This is a genomic window from Pacificitalea manganoxidans (assembly GCF_002504165.1).
GTDB lineage: Bacteria > Pseudomonadota > Alphaproteobacteria > Rhodobacterales > Rhodobacteraceae > Pacificitalea > Pacificitalea manganoxidans.
In genome coordinates, this window is the sequence record NZ_CP021404.1 from 206,485 (window position 1) to 221,864 (window position 15,380).

Below are 15,380 nucleotides of genomic sequence, written 5' to 3' on the forward strand. Positions count from 1 at the left end.
ACCGGAGCCTGCATGACCGTCACCACCCTCCCACCCAGTGTCCGCCCCGCCGCGCTATCCGCGCAGCCCCATGCGGCGCTGCGCACCATTCCGGCGCTGATGCTGCGGGAAATGTCGTCGACCTACGGTCGGTCGCCGGGAGGCTACCTGTGGGCGGTGTTGGAGCCTGTGGCGGCTATCGCATTGATGAGCATCGCCTTTTCCCTGATCCTTCGGGCGCCTGGGCTAGGAGGAAATTTTCCGTTCTTCTACGCATCAGGGTTCTTGCTGTTCAGCCTGTATATGATCGTGTCCGCGCAGGTCGCTGCGGCGCTGCGGTTCTCGCGCCCGCTGCTTGAATATCCGCGCGTGTCCTACCTGGACGCGGTGCTGGCGCGATTCCTTTTGAACACGATGACGCAGGTGTTGGTGCTCGTTCTGGTCGTCACAGGCATTGTCGCCGTGTTCGACCTCGCGCCGCGCATTGATGTCGCGCAGGTCGGGCTGGCCCTGATCCTCGCATCCGGGCTCGCTCTAGGCGTTGGTTGCGTAAACTGTTTCCTCATCACCTGTTTTCCCGTCTGGGAACGGGTCTGGGCCATTGTTAACCGGCCCATGTTTCTGGTCTCCGCCGTTTTGTTCCTGCCCGAAGACCTGTCGCCGCAGTATCGCGCGTGGCTGATGCTGAATCCGCTCTCGCACGTCACCAGCCTCGCCCGATCCGGGTTTTTCGCAAGCTACGATGCCGTTCACGCCAGCCCACTTTACGTGACGGGCTGGATCGTGGGTCTGCTGGTCGTTGGGCTTTTCCTGCTCGCCCTGCATCACAAGGACATTGTTTTCAAATGATCACGAGCTTTTCCGCCGCCCGGACCGACTCCGCCAAGCCGGGGTGGCGTCATCGGCTTACCGGCCTCCGGCACCGCGCAGCTTTGGCAACGCAGTTGATGCTCCCATGGGGGCGGGTGGGCGCCTACGCGCGGGAAATTGCCCGATCAGACCTGTTTGACCGGCATTTCTACCGAGGCACCAATCCACGGATGCACCCGCTCAGCCGTCTGTTTCCGGAGCGTCATTTCGTTCTAAAGGGGGAAGCGCTGGGCCTGCGACCAAACCCTGATTTCTGTCCTCGCGCCTATCTGCGCCACAATCCCGACTTGACGGCCAAGGTGCGGCATCCGTTTCAGCATTACATCCGCTACGGTCGGCACGAACAGCGGGTGACCAAGGATCTGCCGCCGCGGCATCAGACCGAACAGGTGCCACTGCCCGTGCTGCGGCCCCTCGCGCAGAAGCGCCGTTTCGCGATCGTCGTGCATCTCTATTACCACGATATGTGGGACGAGTTTGCCGATGCGATCAAGATGTCGGGGGTGGAGGCAGATATTTATGTCACCTATGTCCGCTTCGTAGAGGCTCGGACCGACCTGCCGGACAGGGTGCGCCGCGACTTCCCGCAGGCGGTGATTCATCAGGTGCCAAATCACGGGCGCGATATCTTTCCCTTTGTGCATTTGGTGAATTCCGGCGCGCTCGCAGGGTATGAGGCGGTGTGCAAAATCCATTCTAAAAAGTCCCCGCATCGCGATGACGGCGACGCATGGCGGCGGCATTTGGTGGAAGGCATCCTGTCGACCCAGACCGCCCCGCGTCTGCAACGCTTTCTCGACGATCCCGAGGCCGCGTTCTGGGTCGCCGATGGACAGGTGTTTTCCGGCGCGGATTGGTGGGGCAGCAATGCCGCCCGCGCGCGTGACCTTCTGCGGAGGGTCGAGCTTCCGATGGCGGAACAGGATCTAACCTTTCCCGCAGGCTCCATCTATTGGTTAAAGCCCCTGATGATCGACATGATCCGCGGTATGCGTCTGCGCGTGCATGATTTCGAGCCTGAACAGGCGCAGGTCGATGGCACGTCGGCCCATGCGATGGAGCGGGCATTGGGATATCTGGCCCAGACGGCGGGCCAGCGTTGCGTTCAGGCGACCGACCTAGATCGGCGTCGCACACCCGCGCCGCGCCACAGGCCGCGCTATGTTTCGGCGTTCTATCTGCCGCAGTTTCATCCGGTGCCGGAGAACGATGCATGGTGGGGCAAAGGCTTTACCGAATGGACCAATGTCGCACGGGCCGAGCCTGCCTTTGCCGGGCATAATCAGCCTGTTCTTCCCGGTGAACTTGGCCACTACGATCTGCGTTTGACCGAGGTGATGGCCGAGCAGGATGCCCTGCGCCGTCAGGCCGGGATCGATGCGTTCTGCGTCTATCATTACTGGTTCGATGGCCGCCGGATCCTAGAGACCCCGATTGATCAGCTTTGCGCCAGCGAGGTCGATTTTCCGTTTTACCTTTGTTGGGCCAACGAAAGCTGGCGCCGCAATTGGGACGGGCTCAGCGGTGAGGTTCTGCTGGATCAAAGCTATGGCGCCGGGTTTGCCGAGGCGCTTGCCCGGAACGTCGCGCCCTATATGCAAGACCGCCGCTATCAGCGGCCGGATGGCCAGCGTCCGCGCTTTGTCATCTACCGCCCGGATGACATGCCCGACCCGGCCCGCGCGGTCGCGAACATGCGCGCCACTTGGCGGGCGCTCGGCGTCGGGGAGGTCGAACTGGGCGCGGTCCGTTTTCACCTCGGGCGCGACGAGGCGGTCACCGAAGATCTTTTTGATTTTTGGATAGAAATGCCGCCCCACGGGCTGGTGGGGGAGTGCGATTATCTGGTCGGTGGCCCGGCGGCCCCAGATCCGCACATCCCTCTCGCGCCGGGGTTCAAAGGATTGATTTACGACTACAGCCGACTTGCCGAGACGGCTACGGACCCCGCCTATACTGCCACGCTGCCCGCTCAGACGATTGCCGGGGTAATGCCAAGCTGGGACAACACTGCGCGCCGCGGCTCTGGCGCGCATATCGCCCATGGGGCCACGCCCGCCAGCTTCTCACGCTGGCTTGACCGGATCGCGCAGCATCGGATCGAAGGCTCCTACCGGCAGGAGCTATTTGTGAATGCGTGGAATGAATGGGCCGAACGCGCGATGTTGGAGCCGACGGAGCGTTATGGGGATGCCAACATTCGGGCGCTCGCGGCGTTCCGGCAGGGTGGAGGGCCACGGTCATGACCTCGCGGATCGTCATTCATGTCGGTATGCATAAAACCGCGACCACCCATATTCAGGACACGTTCTATCATAATCGACGGCTGCTGCGGCAGCATGGGGTGACGGTGCCCCGCATTGGTGCCTGTCGCGGCCAGCACGGGCTGGCCAGCGCGTGGATCAACCTGCCGCCACCCTATGGGATCCGACATCCGCGACGCGCCTGGCAAACGCTGGCCCGCGCCCATGCAGCGCGAGCGGGCACGCTGTTTGTTTCATCCGAAGAACTGTCTCGGCTGTTCCCCGCGCGCGTCGACATGGCTGAATTGCGTGGGCTGATCTCTGCCTTCGACCGGGTCGAGTTGATCTGCGGGTTGCGCAGTCAGGGAAGCTTCCTGCAATCGGTCTATCAGCAGATTTCGGTTGAGCGGCACCCCGGCCCGCTGACGACCTTTGTGGACACCGCGCTGGAACGGGGCGTCGTCGATGGGCTCGCTCTCGACTACACTGCGCTGTATCGGCAGTTTCGCACCGGCTTCGCGGCGTCCGAAATCAGGCTCATCTGTTACGAGGATGCGGTGCGTCACCCCGGCGGGATCGTGGGCACATTTCTCGATATCCTAGGCGTGCCGCTGCGGGCCGATCAGCTTCAACCCTTTGCGCAAGGTCGATCCAACGTCTCGCCAATGCCGTTGGCAAATCTGGTCGCAAACCGCGTTTCAGCGCCCAATCCCGCGCGAAGGGATCTTGTGACGTTGGTTCAAGCACATCTGGAAGAAGGTCTGCCTGCCAAGCGGCGCACCACGCTGTTTACCCGGTCTGAGTTGCGCCGGATCGCGCGGCGGTTCGAAGCACCTAATGCCCAACTCAGCGCAATGGTGCAGGCGGTTCAGCCGGGCTTTGCCATTCAGCCAATGCGCCCGGCGGAACTGCTGTTTCGTGGACAGATGCCGGACACGATCTGGCCAGCCATCGCCGCCGACCTGTTCCGATCCGCCCCTGAAGGAGCAAACCTATGGCGCGGCTGATCCTGCATGTGGGCGCACATAAAACGGGCACCAGTTATCTGCAGCGGATATTGCATCTAAACCGCGATCTGCTGGGGGCGCATGGCGTGATCTATCCTGATCTGGGCCCCAACCCCGCCCACCACATTCTAACCACGCCGTGGATCGCTAACCCCGAAATCGCGCCGCATTGGTATGGCCCCGGCGGGCCGGAAGGCTTGTGGCAACGGATCATAGCCGATCTGGCTGACCGGGACGCGACCGTTATCTTGAGCGCGGAGCCGTTTTCGCGCATGGCCCCGCGGGCGGTCGATATGGTCGATCTTGCCGCGCGGTGTCGTCGTTTCGACGATGTGACCGTGGCGTATGTTGCTCGTAATCAGGTCGAGCTTGCGCAATCGATCTGGCTGCAGCGGGCTAAGACCGGAGGCGCGCCGCCGGTGGATCGGTTCGTAGCGCACTCGCTGGAGACCGGGCTGGCATCGGGCATTCCGCTGGATCACCACGCGGTCTATCAGCACCTGCGATGCGGGTTCGCGCATAGGGATATTCGGTTAGCGGATTATCATCAGTTGCGCACCGGTCCCGGTGGGCTGCTGGGGGGCTTCTGTCAGCTGACGGGGTTGGAGCTTCCGCTCGATGATTTGGCCCCATTACCTGCGGAGGCGGCGAATATTTCGCCCGATCCGCTTGCGACGTTGCTGGCCATGCGGTTGACCCACCCAGATCCGCCAAGCGCGGGGATGGTTGCCTGGGTCGGGCGCCGGTTGAGCCAGCGATACCCAAAGCAGCGGCGCTGCATATTCACCCAAGAAGAGATCGCGAGCCTCGTTCGGAAATTCAATGCCTCGAACCGGGCGGTGGAGGCGCTGTCTCACTCCGGCGACACGGCTTTTTCAGTGACTGCCGCGGAAAGCGGCGATTGGGTCACCCGCGATGCGCTGACATGGGAAATCTGGGCCGATCTTGCCCGGGGGGCCTATCATGCGGCCTGACCCGAAAAGCTCGGTTTTAGGCAAAACGGCACCGTTCGTCCCCCGTCCGCCGTAATCCTGCCCCGGCCCCGGCCCCGGCTGTTCCGACACTGAGCGGAACAGAAAGGTGGGGTGGTCCATGCGGCATGTGACGACGATCTGGCAGGAAGCGTTGCAAGGGTTTGGGCCTCAGGCCCGTATCCACGTTGATGCTGATGGGGCCCTGACGCTGTTCGATCCAACGTCGCAGCAGCGGTTCACAGCGGACTTGACCGGCACGCCGCTTGGCCCCGACAGCTTTGCGCGGGACTATAGCGCGGGCGGGCAGGGGCTTACGTCGGTTCAGGTCGGCGCCCGCGAAATGCGGCTGGATCATGCCTCCCTCGCAGATCTCGCTTCGGGTGTCAGCCAGACCCTTTATGACGCGCGAAGCGGCTATGGCGCCGATGCGGTCACTATTCTGGCGGTTGATGCCGGGGCGGAGCGTCTGGTGATTGCGAGCCTGCAAAATGGCTCCGGGCTAAGCGTGCTACGAGAGGTCGAGGGCGCATACGAACATGTCGGCACGGTCGCCGATAGCCCGACGACGCATCTCACCGCCATCTCCGCCCTGACTCATGTAGAAATCGGCGGGGCGCAGTATGTGTTCGCGGCCTCCGCCACCGAACATGGCGTCGCGGCGATGCGCCTGACCGCAGAGGGCACGCTGAACCCCGTCGATGCATTGGGCGCGGGAGGGTGGTTGCCGATTGCGCGCCCGACCGATCTGGATGTGGTGGAGGTCGCTGGCAGCAGCTACCTGATCGTGGCCGCCCAAGGCACCGGATCGCTCACGTCGCTGCGGATCGAGGCGGATGGCGTGCTGACGCCGGTCGATCACATCGTGGATGATCTGGCGACCCGGTTTGGCGGCGCGACGGCAATGGACTGGATCGTCGTAGACGGGCAGGCCTTCGGTGCGGTGGCGGGCGCGGATGGCGGGGTCACCTTGGTCCGGTTGTTGCCCGATGGTGGGTTTCATGTCGCCGCCGTTTTGGTCGACGATGCTGATATGGCGTTGCGCGGGGTGAGCCAGATCGCCTTGGCCGAAACACCTGTCGGGGTTCAGCTTCTCGTTTTGGGGGAAGGGGAGCTTGGCGTGACGCAAATCGCGCTCGACCTGACGGATATCGGCGTGACGCGGACCGGCGTGGATGCCTCCCGCGATGGCGGTGCGAGCAATGACGTGCTTATCGCGCGGGACGGGGGCGATACGGTTCTCGCCGGGGGCGGGGATGACATCATCGTGGATGGCAGCGGCCGTGATGACCTGACCGGGGGGGCGGGCGCCGATATTTTCGTGTTTCGCGATGATGGTGAATTCGACACGGTGCGGGATTTCGATCCTGCGGTGGACCGGATCGACCTGTCGCGGTTTTCACAGCTCTATCATCCCAGCCAGATCGAATACGAAACCAACGCTAACGGTCTGCGGCTGGTGATCGGTGACGAAAAAATCCGCCTGATCCATGTGGATCGGACGCCGATGACGGCGCAGGATGTGGCGCATGCGCTTGTTTTCAATGCCGATCGCAGCGCGCTCGATACGGTGACGCCCACGATTGTGACGGGCAGCGCGGGCAATGACAGCCTGACGGGCAGCAGCAAGCCCGACGCGATTTCAGCGGGCGCGGGCGATGACCTGATCGCGTGGAGCCACGGCGCGGATCTGATCGATGGCGGAACGGGCAAGGATCATCTGAGCTATGCCGGAGCGGAGGTCGGGCTGGCCCTGAACCTCAACCTGCAGACCGCGAATGGAGGATCGGGCGCCGGGGATCAGCTTATCTCCGTGGAGGTCATTACCGGCACGGATCATGCCGACACCATGACCGGCGATGGAGGCGCGAACGAGTTTCGCGGCGGCGCCGGGCAAGACAGGCTCTGGGGAGGGGCAGGCGATGACAGCCTGCGCGGCGGCGCCGGTGCGGACCTGTTGGATGGTGGCGAAGGCATGGATATCGCGGATTACACCGACAGTGACGCCGTGCAGGCGGATCTTCTTTTGCCGGGCTCAAACAGCGGCGCGGCGGAGGGCGACACCTATCGCAGTATCGAAGGTCTGAGAGGCACGGCCTTTGCCGATGATCTGCGGGGCGACGGGGCGGATAACCTGCTGATCGGCGGACAGGGGAATGATTTCCTCATGGGGCGGGGCGGGGCCGATACCCTGATCGGCAGCCACGGACATGACATCCTGTCGGGCGGTGGCGGCGGGGACATTCTGAACGGGGGGCGTGGCAATGATCGGTTGATCGGCGGCGGTGGCGATGATCGGCTGGTGGGCGATGACGGCGACGATACCCTGATCGGCACCGAGGGCGCGAATAGCTTGATCGGCGGTGCGGGCGCGGATGTGATTTACGACGGCGGCGGTAGCAGCACCTTGTCGGGTGGTGCGGGCCGTGACCGTCTGATCGGCAATGCGGGTCACGATCGGCTGTTTGGCGGCGACGACGCGGACATCCTGAATGGTGGCAACGGCAATGACCGATTGAGCGGCGAGGCCGGAGCGGATTACCTGCTGGGAGGCGGGGGCTGGGATATCTTCATTTTCTACGAGGACATGGGCCGCGACCAGATCGAGGATTTTGTGCTGGGCGAAGACCGTCTGTTTCTGTCGGCGGATCTGGTCGGTAGTGCAACGCTGGGCGCGGCGGTGATTGCCGCCCATGCGACCATCGTGGATGGATCGACCGTGCTGGATTTCGGCGGTGGCAATGCCGTAACGCTTCTAGGTTTGAGCGACCTGACCGGTCTGGAAGACGCCATTCTGATCGTCGCCTGACGCCGCGCCCGCCCACAGGGCGGAAGGTGGCGCAGCACCGTGCAGATCATCAACCACAGATCCCAGCGCAGACTGCGACGGGCCTGGTGAAGCCGGTCAATGCGAAGTTTGCGGGGCAGACATTGACGCAGATAAATCTGTTCCGTTTCGAGGGCGGAGGAACTGCGGGCCAGAAGACGCTCCTCCCAGCGATAGCATGTCAGCGTGGCGAGCCCGGTCAGCCCCGGACCATCGGCGAGCAGGCTGCGATAGTCATCTTGAAACAGGGTCACATGCTGCCGCAGGGGCGGACGCGGACCGATGAAACACATGTCTCCGCGCAGGATATTCCACAACTGAGGCAGCTCATCGAGACGGCTGCGGCGCAGCCAAAGCCCCAGCGGCGTCACCCGGCGAAGGGTGCCGCCCCCGCAGGGACCGGGCAGGGTGGCGCTGGGCTCCATCGTGCGGAACTTGATCAGCGAAAAGCCCTCATCGACACTGCGCATACGTTCCGACACGAATAGCAGCGGCCGTCCTTGTGTCGCCAGCAGCGCCAGCGCGACCAGCGCTGCAAGCGGGACGACCACAGGGATCAAAAGCAAGGCAAGGGTCAGGTCAAGAGATCGGCGCATCAGGCTCTCCAGCAGCTGCGCAGACCCTAGGAGCGACCTCTTACCATTCGGATAAGAGCAGGGCACGTTGGAGGCGACGCTGCGGCAGGTAGATCGAATTTGCGGTGCATGGTCCGCGCCGATGCCCTAACTTCGGTGCTGCGGGGCGTGTGGCATGTGCCGGATTCATTGGGGTTTGCGCCTCAGATCCTGCAGACAGGCCCGTTTTTGCGGGCAATCTATCGCCCATTGGCGCGTCGGCGGGCCAATCTCGGGGCGGGACCACACAAACAGCCTTGAATTCTTGACCTTTCGCCCCCTAAAAGTTGTGGGACGCCGCAACATGGCGTAGCATAGATCCCAATGAGCCCCAATGATGGGCCGTTACGAGGAGACGATACATGGCGAAACCGATGACCAAGACCCAGCTCGTGGCTGCCCTTGCCGAAGAGATGGACACCGACAAGAAAACCGCCGCTGGCGCGCTTGACGCGATCACCGGCATCATCACCAAAGAAGTTTCGGCCGGCGGCGCCGTGACCCTGCCCGGCATCGGCAAAATCTATTGCCGTGAGCGCCCCGAGCGGATGGTCCGCAACCCGGCAACCGGCGAGCAGATCAAGAAAGAGGCGGACAAGGTCGTCAAGATGACCATCGCCAAGGCGCTGAAAGACAGCGTGAACGGCTAAGATCCGCTGCGCCTTCGGGCGTGGAGATCCGGTTATGACGGGGCTGCCTTCGGGCGGCCCTTTTCATTTCAGGCCGGCGGGATGCTCGCATGCGCCAAACGTCGCTGATGCGATCACGGCGCAGCGAGCACGGGGGAACTGCGTGCCGTTGCGGCACGTTTTACCTGCAATGGAAAGCAGGAGGACTGACCCATGCTTGATCACGACCGCAATCATAATCTGATCGCCTCGACCGAAGTGAACGGCACCCGTGTCTACGGGCGCGACGGCACCCATGTCGGCGATATCGACCATCTCATCATCGACAAGAAATCCGGTAAGATCGTCTATGCGATCATGAGTTTCGGCGGATTTCTGGGGCTGGGTGAGGAATATCACCCGATCCCGTGGGCCGCGCTAAGCTATGATACCGGTAAGGCAGGTTTCGTGACCGACATCACCGAAGATCAATTGAAAAGCGCGCCGCCGCGCAATGACGATTGGTATCACGACCGCCGCTGGGAAGAGCAGACGCTCGCCCATTACGGGGTGCCGTTCTACTGGATTTGATCGCGTATCAGAGACAGGACATGAAAAGGGCCGGATCCTGCGATCCGGCCCTTTGCTATCCCCGCCTGCGGGGTGGGATCAGCGAAACTGAACGCGCGGGGCCTCGCCCACCTGTCCGCGATGCAGCAGCAGATGGTCCAAAATCACGCAGGCCATCATCGCCTCGGCCACCGGCACCGCGCGAATACCGACGCAGGGGTCGTGCCGTCCCTTGGTCACGATCTCGGTTTCTTCGCCGGCGCGGGTGATGGTGCGGCGTGGCGTCAGGATGGAGGAAGTCGGTTTCACCGCGAAGCGGACGACGACATCCTGCCCCGTGGAAATCCCGCCAAGAATGCCGCCCGCATGGTTTGAGTTATAGACCGGACCATCCGGGCCCATCGTGATTTCGTCCGCGTTAGCTTCGCCGGTCAAGGTCGCGACGTTCATGCCTTCGCCGATTTCCACGCCTTTCACCGCGTTGATGGACATCATCGCCGCGGCCAGATCCGTGTCGAGCTTTGCATAGATCGGCGCGCCCAGCCCGGCAGGGGTGCCGGAGGCCACAACCTCGATCGCGGCGCCAACGGAACTGCCGGATTTGCGCAGATCGTCCAGATAGATCGCCCAGTCCTCCGCGGCGACGGCATCGGGCACCCAGAACGGATTCTGCGCGATCTGGGCCAGATCGAACCGGCTGCGGTCGATGTGCTTCTCGCCCATCTGAACCATGTAGCCAGTAATCGTCAGATCAGGCACCAAGGCCGCTAGTGCCGCGCGCGCCACACCGCCCGCCGCGACCCGCGCCGCAGTTTCCCGTGCAGACGACCGGCCACCGCCGCGATAATCGCGAATGCCGTATTTCTGGTAATAGGTGATGTCCGCATGGCCGGGTCGAAATTTCTCGGCGATCTCGCCGTAATCCTTTGACCGCTGATCGGTGTTGCGGATCATTAGTTGAATCGGGGTGCCGGTGCTGAGCCCTTCGAACACACCCGAAAGGATTTCCACCTCGTCAGCCTCGCGCCGCTGCGTGGTGTATTTGTTCTGACCGGGCTTGCGCTTGTTCAGCCAGCCTTGCAGGGCCTCGGCTGAAATCGGCACGCCGGGAGGGCAGCCATCGACCGTCGCCCCAAGGGCCGGGCCGTGGCTTTCGCCCCATGTGGTGACGCGGAACAGGTGGCCGAAGGTGTTGATGCTCATGAGCGGTGCCTTTCGATCAGGGTCGCTCCCGCTTACCGTTCGGGCCGCGGCTTGCCAACCCGATCAGAAATTCAGCCCGGTGGATTGAAGCACGCCCCGGTCGCTGTCCAGCATCCGGCCTTGCTGACCCCCGCCGAGCGGAATGGTCAGGCCCAGTTCGATGCGGCGGCTGTCGGTATCGGTGGTGTCTTCGCGCAGGGTGCCGTAGCGCATCGACAGGATCGGATCGTCCGAATGGCCGAACGGCACGTCGAGCCCGATGCCATAATCGTAGAAATCCGCATCGCCGGAGTTCGTGTTGACGGTGTCCTTATGCGCGTAAAACAGCGCGGCAGCCCCGGTGGATAGTGTGTAGGTCAGATCGACACCGCGATTGGTGATGTGCCCGTCGTCATCGGAGATCGCGTTGCCCCGGCTTTCGCCGAAAAAGCCCGCTGCGCCAAAACCGATCATCGGGGCGTATTCCATCGCGACGCCCAGCGACCACAGAGTTCCCCCGCCGGGCTGGCGCGACAGCTGTGCATAGGGTCCGGCGATCAGATCCGGCGTGATCTCGCCAAAGCCGAACGCGCCCGCACCATAGCCGACGCCGTCACCATCGCCGTCCCGAAAATCGGCGCTGCCGTCAAAACGCAGACCGAAGCGCCCGTAACCGTGGGTCGTCAGCGCGTCGAGGCTGATGCTGTTCTGGCGTTCGTTCGGCAGGTCGATGGTGCCGTAGGAAATACCCACTTGCGACGTGTCCTGCGCCTGTGCGGCAGGGGCCAGCGGCGCGATAGAGAGCATCAGCGCCAGAACGGCAGGAACGGGGCGGACGGAGAATCGGATGGGGGCGGACATGGGGCAAACTTTCGGAACGTCACGGTGGGAGGTGATCACTCCTATGCGCAGGTCTGATTCGCGGGCAAGCTAGAACTGCACGGTGCCTTGTCAAAGCAAGCCAACCGTCTATGGTCTGCCACACCTCGGGGTGTCCCATCGGGACTGAGATGCGCCAATGCGGCGTAAACCCGTCGAACCTGAACCGGATGATACCGGCGGAGGGAAGGCAGCCGACACGGGTCGGCCCGCTCCGTCCGTTTTTGTGGAGGAGATACGATGCGCCCGCTGACCCCGACCCGTTTTGCCGCTGTGCCCCCCCTGTTCGCGCGTGGTGCTGCGGTGGCCTGTGCGACTGGTCTCGCCTTTGCCCTGCATACTGGCGCCGCCAGTGCGCAGGAGGCCGATCGTCCGGTCCTTACGCTATACACCTATGACAGCTTCGTTTCCGACTGGGGGCCGGGTCCGCTTGTCGAGGCCGCGTTCGAGGCGGAATGCGCCTGTGATCTGGAACTGATCGGTGCTGGCGATGGCGCGGCGCTGTTGGCCCGGCTGAAGATGGAGGGCCCCCGGACCGAGGCCGACATCGTGCTGGGGCTCGACACCAACCTGACCGCCAATGCCGCGGCAACCGGCCTGTTTGCGCCGCATGGGATGGGCGATCTGGCGCTGGATCTGCCGGTGGCATGGGATGATCCGATGTTCGTGCCCTTTGACTGGGGGTATTTCGCGTTCATCTATGACAACACCGAGCTCAGCGATGTGCCTACCAGCTTCGAAGAGCTTGCCGCCGCACCTGAGGATCTGAAGATCGTCATTCAGGATCCGCGCTCCTCGACCCCCGGCTTGGGGCTGTTGATGTGGGTGAAAGCGGCCTATGGCGAGCGCGCGCCGGACATCTGGGAGGCGCTTGCCCCGCATGTCCTGACGGTGACCAAGGGCTGGTCCGAAGCCTACGGCATGTTCACCGAAGGCGAGGCTGACATGGTGCTCAGCTACACCACTTCCCCGGCCTATCACCTGTTGGTCGAGCAGGATGAAACCAAATCCGCAGCGGCCTTTGACGAAGGCCATTACGTGCAGGTCGAAGTCGCCGGAAAGATCGCCTCGACCGATCAGCCGGAGCTGGCGGATCAGTTTCTGCAATTCATGCTGACGGAGGCGTTCCAGAGCGTGATTTTCGAAACCAACTGGATGTATCCCGCTGTCACGCCCGAAAGCGGCTTGCCCGCTGGTGCCGAAACGCTGGTGCAGCCTGAGCGCGCGCTGCTGCTGTCGGCGGATGAGGCCGAGGCCGCGCGGGACGACGCGCTCGACGAATGGCTGACCGCGCTTAGCCGTTGAGCACAAGCCCCACCCACGCCAATCGTGCCCCTGCCCGACGCCCCGCGCATGGGCTGACCGCGCTGGCGCTGCTGGCGGTGGCCGTCATCGTGGTGCTGACGCTGGGCACACTGGCAGCGGTCGCCCTGCGCGCCGAAGCGCCCGTGGCATTGCGTGCCTCCGACTGGGCCGCGATCCGCTTTACCCTCTGGCAGGCGGCGCTGTCGGCGGCGATTAGCGTCGTGCTGGCCATCCCCGTCGCGCGCGGTCTGGCGCGGCGCAGGTTCTGGGGGCGCGGGATGCTGATCACCGCGCTCGGGGCGCCGTTTCTATTGCCGGTTATCGTCGCCGCGATGGGGCTGATCGCGATCTTTGGGCGCAATGGCGCGGTCAACTCAGCCCTCGCCGCGCTCGGCCTACCCGAGATCGCCATCTATGGGCCTCAGGGCGTGATCCTTGCGCATGTGTTCCTGAACCTGCCCTTGGCCACCCGCCTGATCCTGCAGGGGTGGCTATCGATCCCGGCGGAAAGGTTCCGGCTGGCGGAATCGCTGGGGTGTGGTCCGCGTGATATCGCGCGCCTGCTGGAATGGCCGATGTTGCGCGCGGTGGTGCCCGGCGCGGCGGTCGTGATCTTTGCGGTGTGTTTGACCAGCTTTGCGGTGGTGCTGGCCTTGGGCGGCGGGCCGCGTGCCACCACGGTGGAACTGGCCATCTATCAGGCATTTCGATTCGATTTCGATCTGGGCAAGGCGGCGTTGCTGGGGCTGGTGCAATTTGCGCTGACCGCCGCTGCGGCTGTGCTGGCCTTTGGGCTGGTGCGCCCTGTGATGTTTGGCGGCGGCCTTGATCGGGTCGTGCCGCGCCGCGATGCGGATCACTGGACGCTTAAGTTCCAGGACGGGGTGGCGATCACACTGGCGGCCGCGTTTTTACTGCTGCCGATGGCGGTCATCGCGGTGGAGGGGGCACCGCGGCTGTTCAGCCTGCCTGCGCAGGTCTGGGCAGCGCTGGGGCGGTCGCTTTGGGTTGCGCTGCTGTCGACGGTGCTGTGCCTTGCGCTGGCGCTGCCTTTGGCGCTCGCCGCCGCGCGATGGCGGCATGGGCGCGCAGTGGAGGCCGTAGGCACATTGACCATCGCGGCATCACCACTGGTGATCGGCACCGGGCTGTTCATCCTGATTTTTCCTTTCGCGCGCCCTGCCGATCTGGCGCTGCCGATCACGGCGCTGGTCAACGCGGCGCTGAGCTTGCCGTTTGGCCTACGGGCGCTGGCCCCCGCCGCGCGGGATCTGGAGGCCGATTACGGGCGCCTGGCCGAAAGCCTCGGACTGCGGGGAATGGCGCGGCTGCGGCTGTTGACGTGGCCGCGTCTGCGCCGTCCGATCGGGTTTGCCGCTGGGCTGGCAGCGGCGCTGTCGATGGGGGATCTGGGAGTCATTGCGCTGTTCGCCGACCCTGACAACGCCACCTTGCCGTTGCAGATGTATCGCCTGATGGCGGCCTATCGCAGCGATGACAGCGCGGCGGCGGCACTGCTGCTGCTGCTGGCGAGCTTTGGGCTGTTTTGGATTTTTGATCGGGGAGGCCGCGCAGATGCTGGACCTTGATGGCGCGGTGATCGTCAACGGCGGCTTCACCGTCGATGCGCGGATGCAGGTGGCTCAGGGCGCGCAGGTGGCGGTGATCGGTCCGTCCGGTGCAGGCAAAAGCACCCTGCTTGCCGGGATCGCCGGGTTCGCACCGCTGAGCCACGGAGAAATTCGTTGGAACGGAGCCCGGATTGACAGCCTGAGCCCCGGCAACCGGCCGCTGAGCATGGTGTTTCAGGAGGGCAACCTGTTTCCGCATCTTAGCGTGGCGCAGAATATCGGCATGGGGCTGCGGCCCGATCTGCGGCTGTCGCGGGCGGAGAAGGCGCGGGTTGCAGCGGCGCTGGATCGGGTTGGGCTGGCGGAGACCGGCGCACGGCGTCCGGCCGCACTGTCAGGGGGGCAACAAAGCCGCGTTGCGCTGGCTCGGGTGCTGCTGCGCAATCGGCCCGTGTTGCTGCTGGACGAGCCTTTTGCGGCGCTTGGGCCCGCGCTGCGCCATGAGATGCTGGACCTTGTCGCGGAAATCGCGCGGGAGGACGCGCTGACCCTGCTGATGGTTACCCATGATCCGCGCGACGCGCGGCGGATCGCACCGCAGACGATTCTGGTGGCCGAAGGCGTCGCACATCCGCCCCGCGCGACCGACGCGCTGCTGGATGATCCGCCGGAGGTGCTGCGCGCCTATCTGGGCGCGGAGTGACGCCCACGAAAAAGGGCGCGGACCGAAGCCCGCGCCCTTAATTCAGAAAAT

Annotated in this window: 12 protein-coding genes, 1 pseudogene and 1 riboswitch; of the genes and pseudogenes, 10 read left to right on the plus strand and 3 right to left on the minus strand. The window is 63.9% G+C overall.

What is annotated here, in order from left to right; translation table 11 throughout:
* Positions 1–12 precede the first annotated feature (12 nt).
* The 5 genes from CBW24_RS00955 to CBW24_RS00975 all read left to right on the plus strand — a co-directional run bounded on the left by CBW24_RS00955 (position 13) and on the right by CBW24_RS00975 (position 7,879).
* Positions 13–828, plus strand: a complete 816-nt coding sequence (locus tag CBW24_RS00955) for an ABC transporter permease (RefSeq protein WP_097372376.1) — start codon at positions 13–15, stop codon at positions 826–828.
* Complete coding sequence (locus CBW24_RS00960) at positions 825–3,095, plus strand: glycoside hydrolase family 99-like domain-containing protein (RefSeq protein WP_232529975.1); 2,271 nt, start codon at positions 825–827, stop codon at positions 3,093–3,095. The genes CBW24_RS00955 and CBW24_RS00960 overlap by 4 nt, the downstream gene beginning before the upstream one ends.
* The gene (locus CBW24_RS00965; RefSeq protein ID WP_097372377.1) at positions 3,092–4,099 is read left to right on the plus strand and encodes a hypothetical protein; all 1,008 of its coding nucleotides are present in this window, start codon (positions 3,092–3,094) and stop codon (positions 4,097–4,099) included. The genes CBW24_RS00960 and CBW24_RS00965 overlap by 4 nt, the downstream gene beginning before the upstream one ends.
* Positions 4,087–5,073 (plus strand): hypothetical protein, encoded by a 987-nt coding sequence (locus tag CBW24_RS00970; RefSeq protein ID WP_097372378.1) that lies wholly within the window; start codon positions 4,087–4,089, stop codon positions 5,071–5,073. Before CBW24_RS00965 ends, CBW24_RS00970 begins: the two co-directional genes overlap by 13 nt.
* 118 nt (positions 5,074–5,191) lie before the next feature.
* On the plus strand, positions 5,192–7,879 hold the full coding sequence (locus CBW24_RS00975; RefSeq protein WP_097372379.1) for a calcium-binding protein: 2,688 nt from the start codon (positions 5,192–5,194) through the stop codon (positions 7,877–7,879).
* Positions 7,880–7,920: 41 nt separating this feature from the next.
* Here the strand turns inward: CBW24_RS00975 and CBW24_RS18555 are convergent.
* Positions 7,921–8,493, minus strand: a pseudogene (locus CBW24_RS18555) (sugar transferase); the annotation flags it as partial.
* 380 nt (positions 8,494–8,873) lie between these two features.
* Between CBW24_RS18555 and CBW24_RS00985 the strand changes: the two are divergent.
* Positions 8,874–9,161, plus strand: a complete 288-nt coding sequence (locus CBW24_RS00985) for an HU family DNA-binding protein (RefSeq protein WP_088663015.1) — start codon at positions 8,874–8,876, stop codon at positions 9,159–9,161.
* A 192-nt stretch (positions 9,162–9,353) separates the two neighbouring features.
* Positions 9,354–9,710, plus strand: coding sequence for a PRC-barrel domain-containing protein (locus tag CBW24_RS00990; RefSeq protein ID WP_088663014.1), 357 nt, complete (start codon positions 9,354–9,356; stop codon positions 9,708–9,710).
* Positions 9,711–9,788: 78 nt separating this feature from the next.
* Here CBW24_RS00990 and aroC read toward each other — a convergent pair whose 3' ends face one another.
* Both aroC and CBW24_RS01000 read right to left on the minus strand, forming a co-directional pair.
* Positions 9,789–10,892, minus strand: coding sequence for a chorismate synthase (gene aroC, locus CBW24_RS00995; protein ID WP_097372381.1), 1,104 nt, complete (start codon positions 10,890–10,892; stop codon positions 9,789–9,791).
* A 63-nt stretch (positions 10,893–10,955) separates the two neighbouring features.
* The gene (locus CBW24_RS01000; RefSeq protein WP_097372382.1) at positions 10,956–11,732 is read right to left on the minus strand and encodes a hypothetical protein; all 777 of its coding nucleotides are present in this window, start codon (positions 11,730–11,732) and stop codon (positions 10,956–10,958) included.
* A gap of 116 nt (positions 11,733–11,848) precedes the next feature.
* Positions 11,849–11,955, plus strand: a riboswitch (TPP riboswitch).
* Between the two features lie 35 nt (positions 11,956–11,990).
* Between CBW24_RS01000 and thiB the strand changes: the two genes are divergently transcribed.
* Genes thiB through CBW24_RS01015 form a run of 3 tightly spaced genes read left to right on the plus strand, consistent with a single transcriptional unit; the run spans position 11,991 to position 15,329 of the window.
* Positions 11,991–13,055 (plus strand): thiamine ABC transporter substrate binding subunit, encoded by a 1,065-nt coding sequence (gene thiB / locus CBW24_RS01005; RefSeq protein WP_097372383.1) that lies wholly within the window; start codon positions 11,991–11,993, stop codon positions 13,053–13,055.
* Positions 13,056–13,108: 53 nt separating this feature from the next.
* Positions 13,109–14,644 carry a thiamine/thiamine pyrophosphate ABC transporter permease ThiP gene (locus CBW24_RS01010; RefSeq protein ID WP_097374078.1) on the plus strand — a complete coding sequence of 512 codons (1,536 nt, stop codon included), beginning with the start codon at positions 13,109–13,111 and terminating at the stop codon, positions 14,642–14,644.
* Entirely contained in the window at positions 14,631–15,329 is a 699-nt protein-coding gene (locus CBW24_RS01015) for a thiamine ABC transporter ATP-binding protein (protein WP_097372384.1), read from the plus strand. Before CBW24_RS01010 ends, CBW24_RS01015 begins: the two co-directional genes overlap by 14 nt.
* Positions 15,330–15,380: the final 51 nt, after the last annotated feature.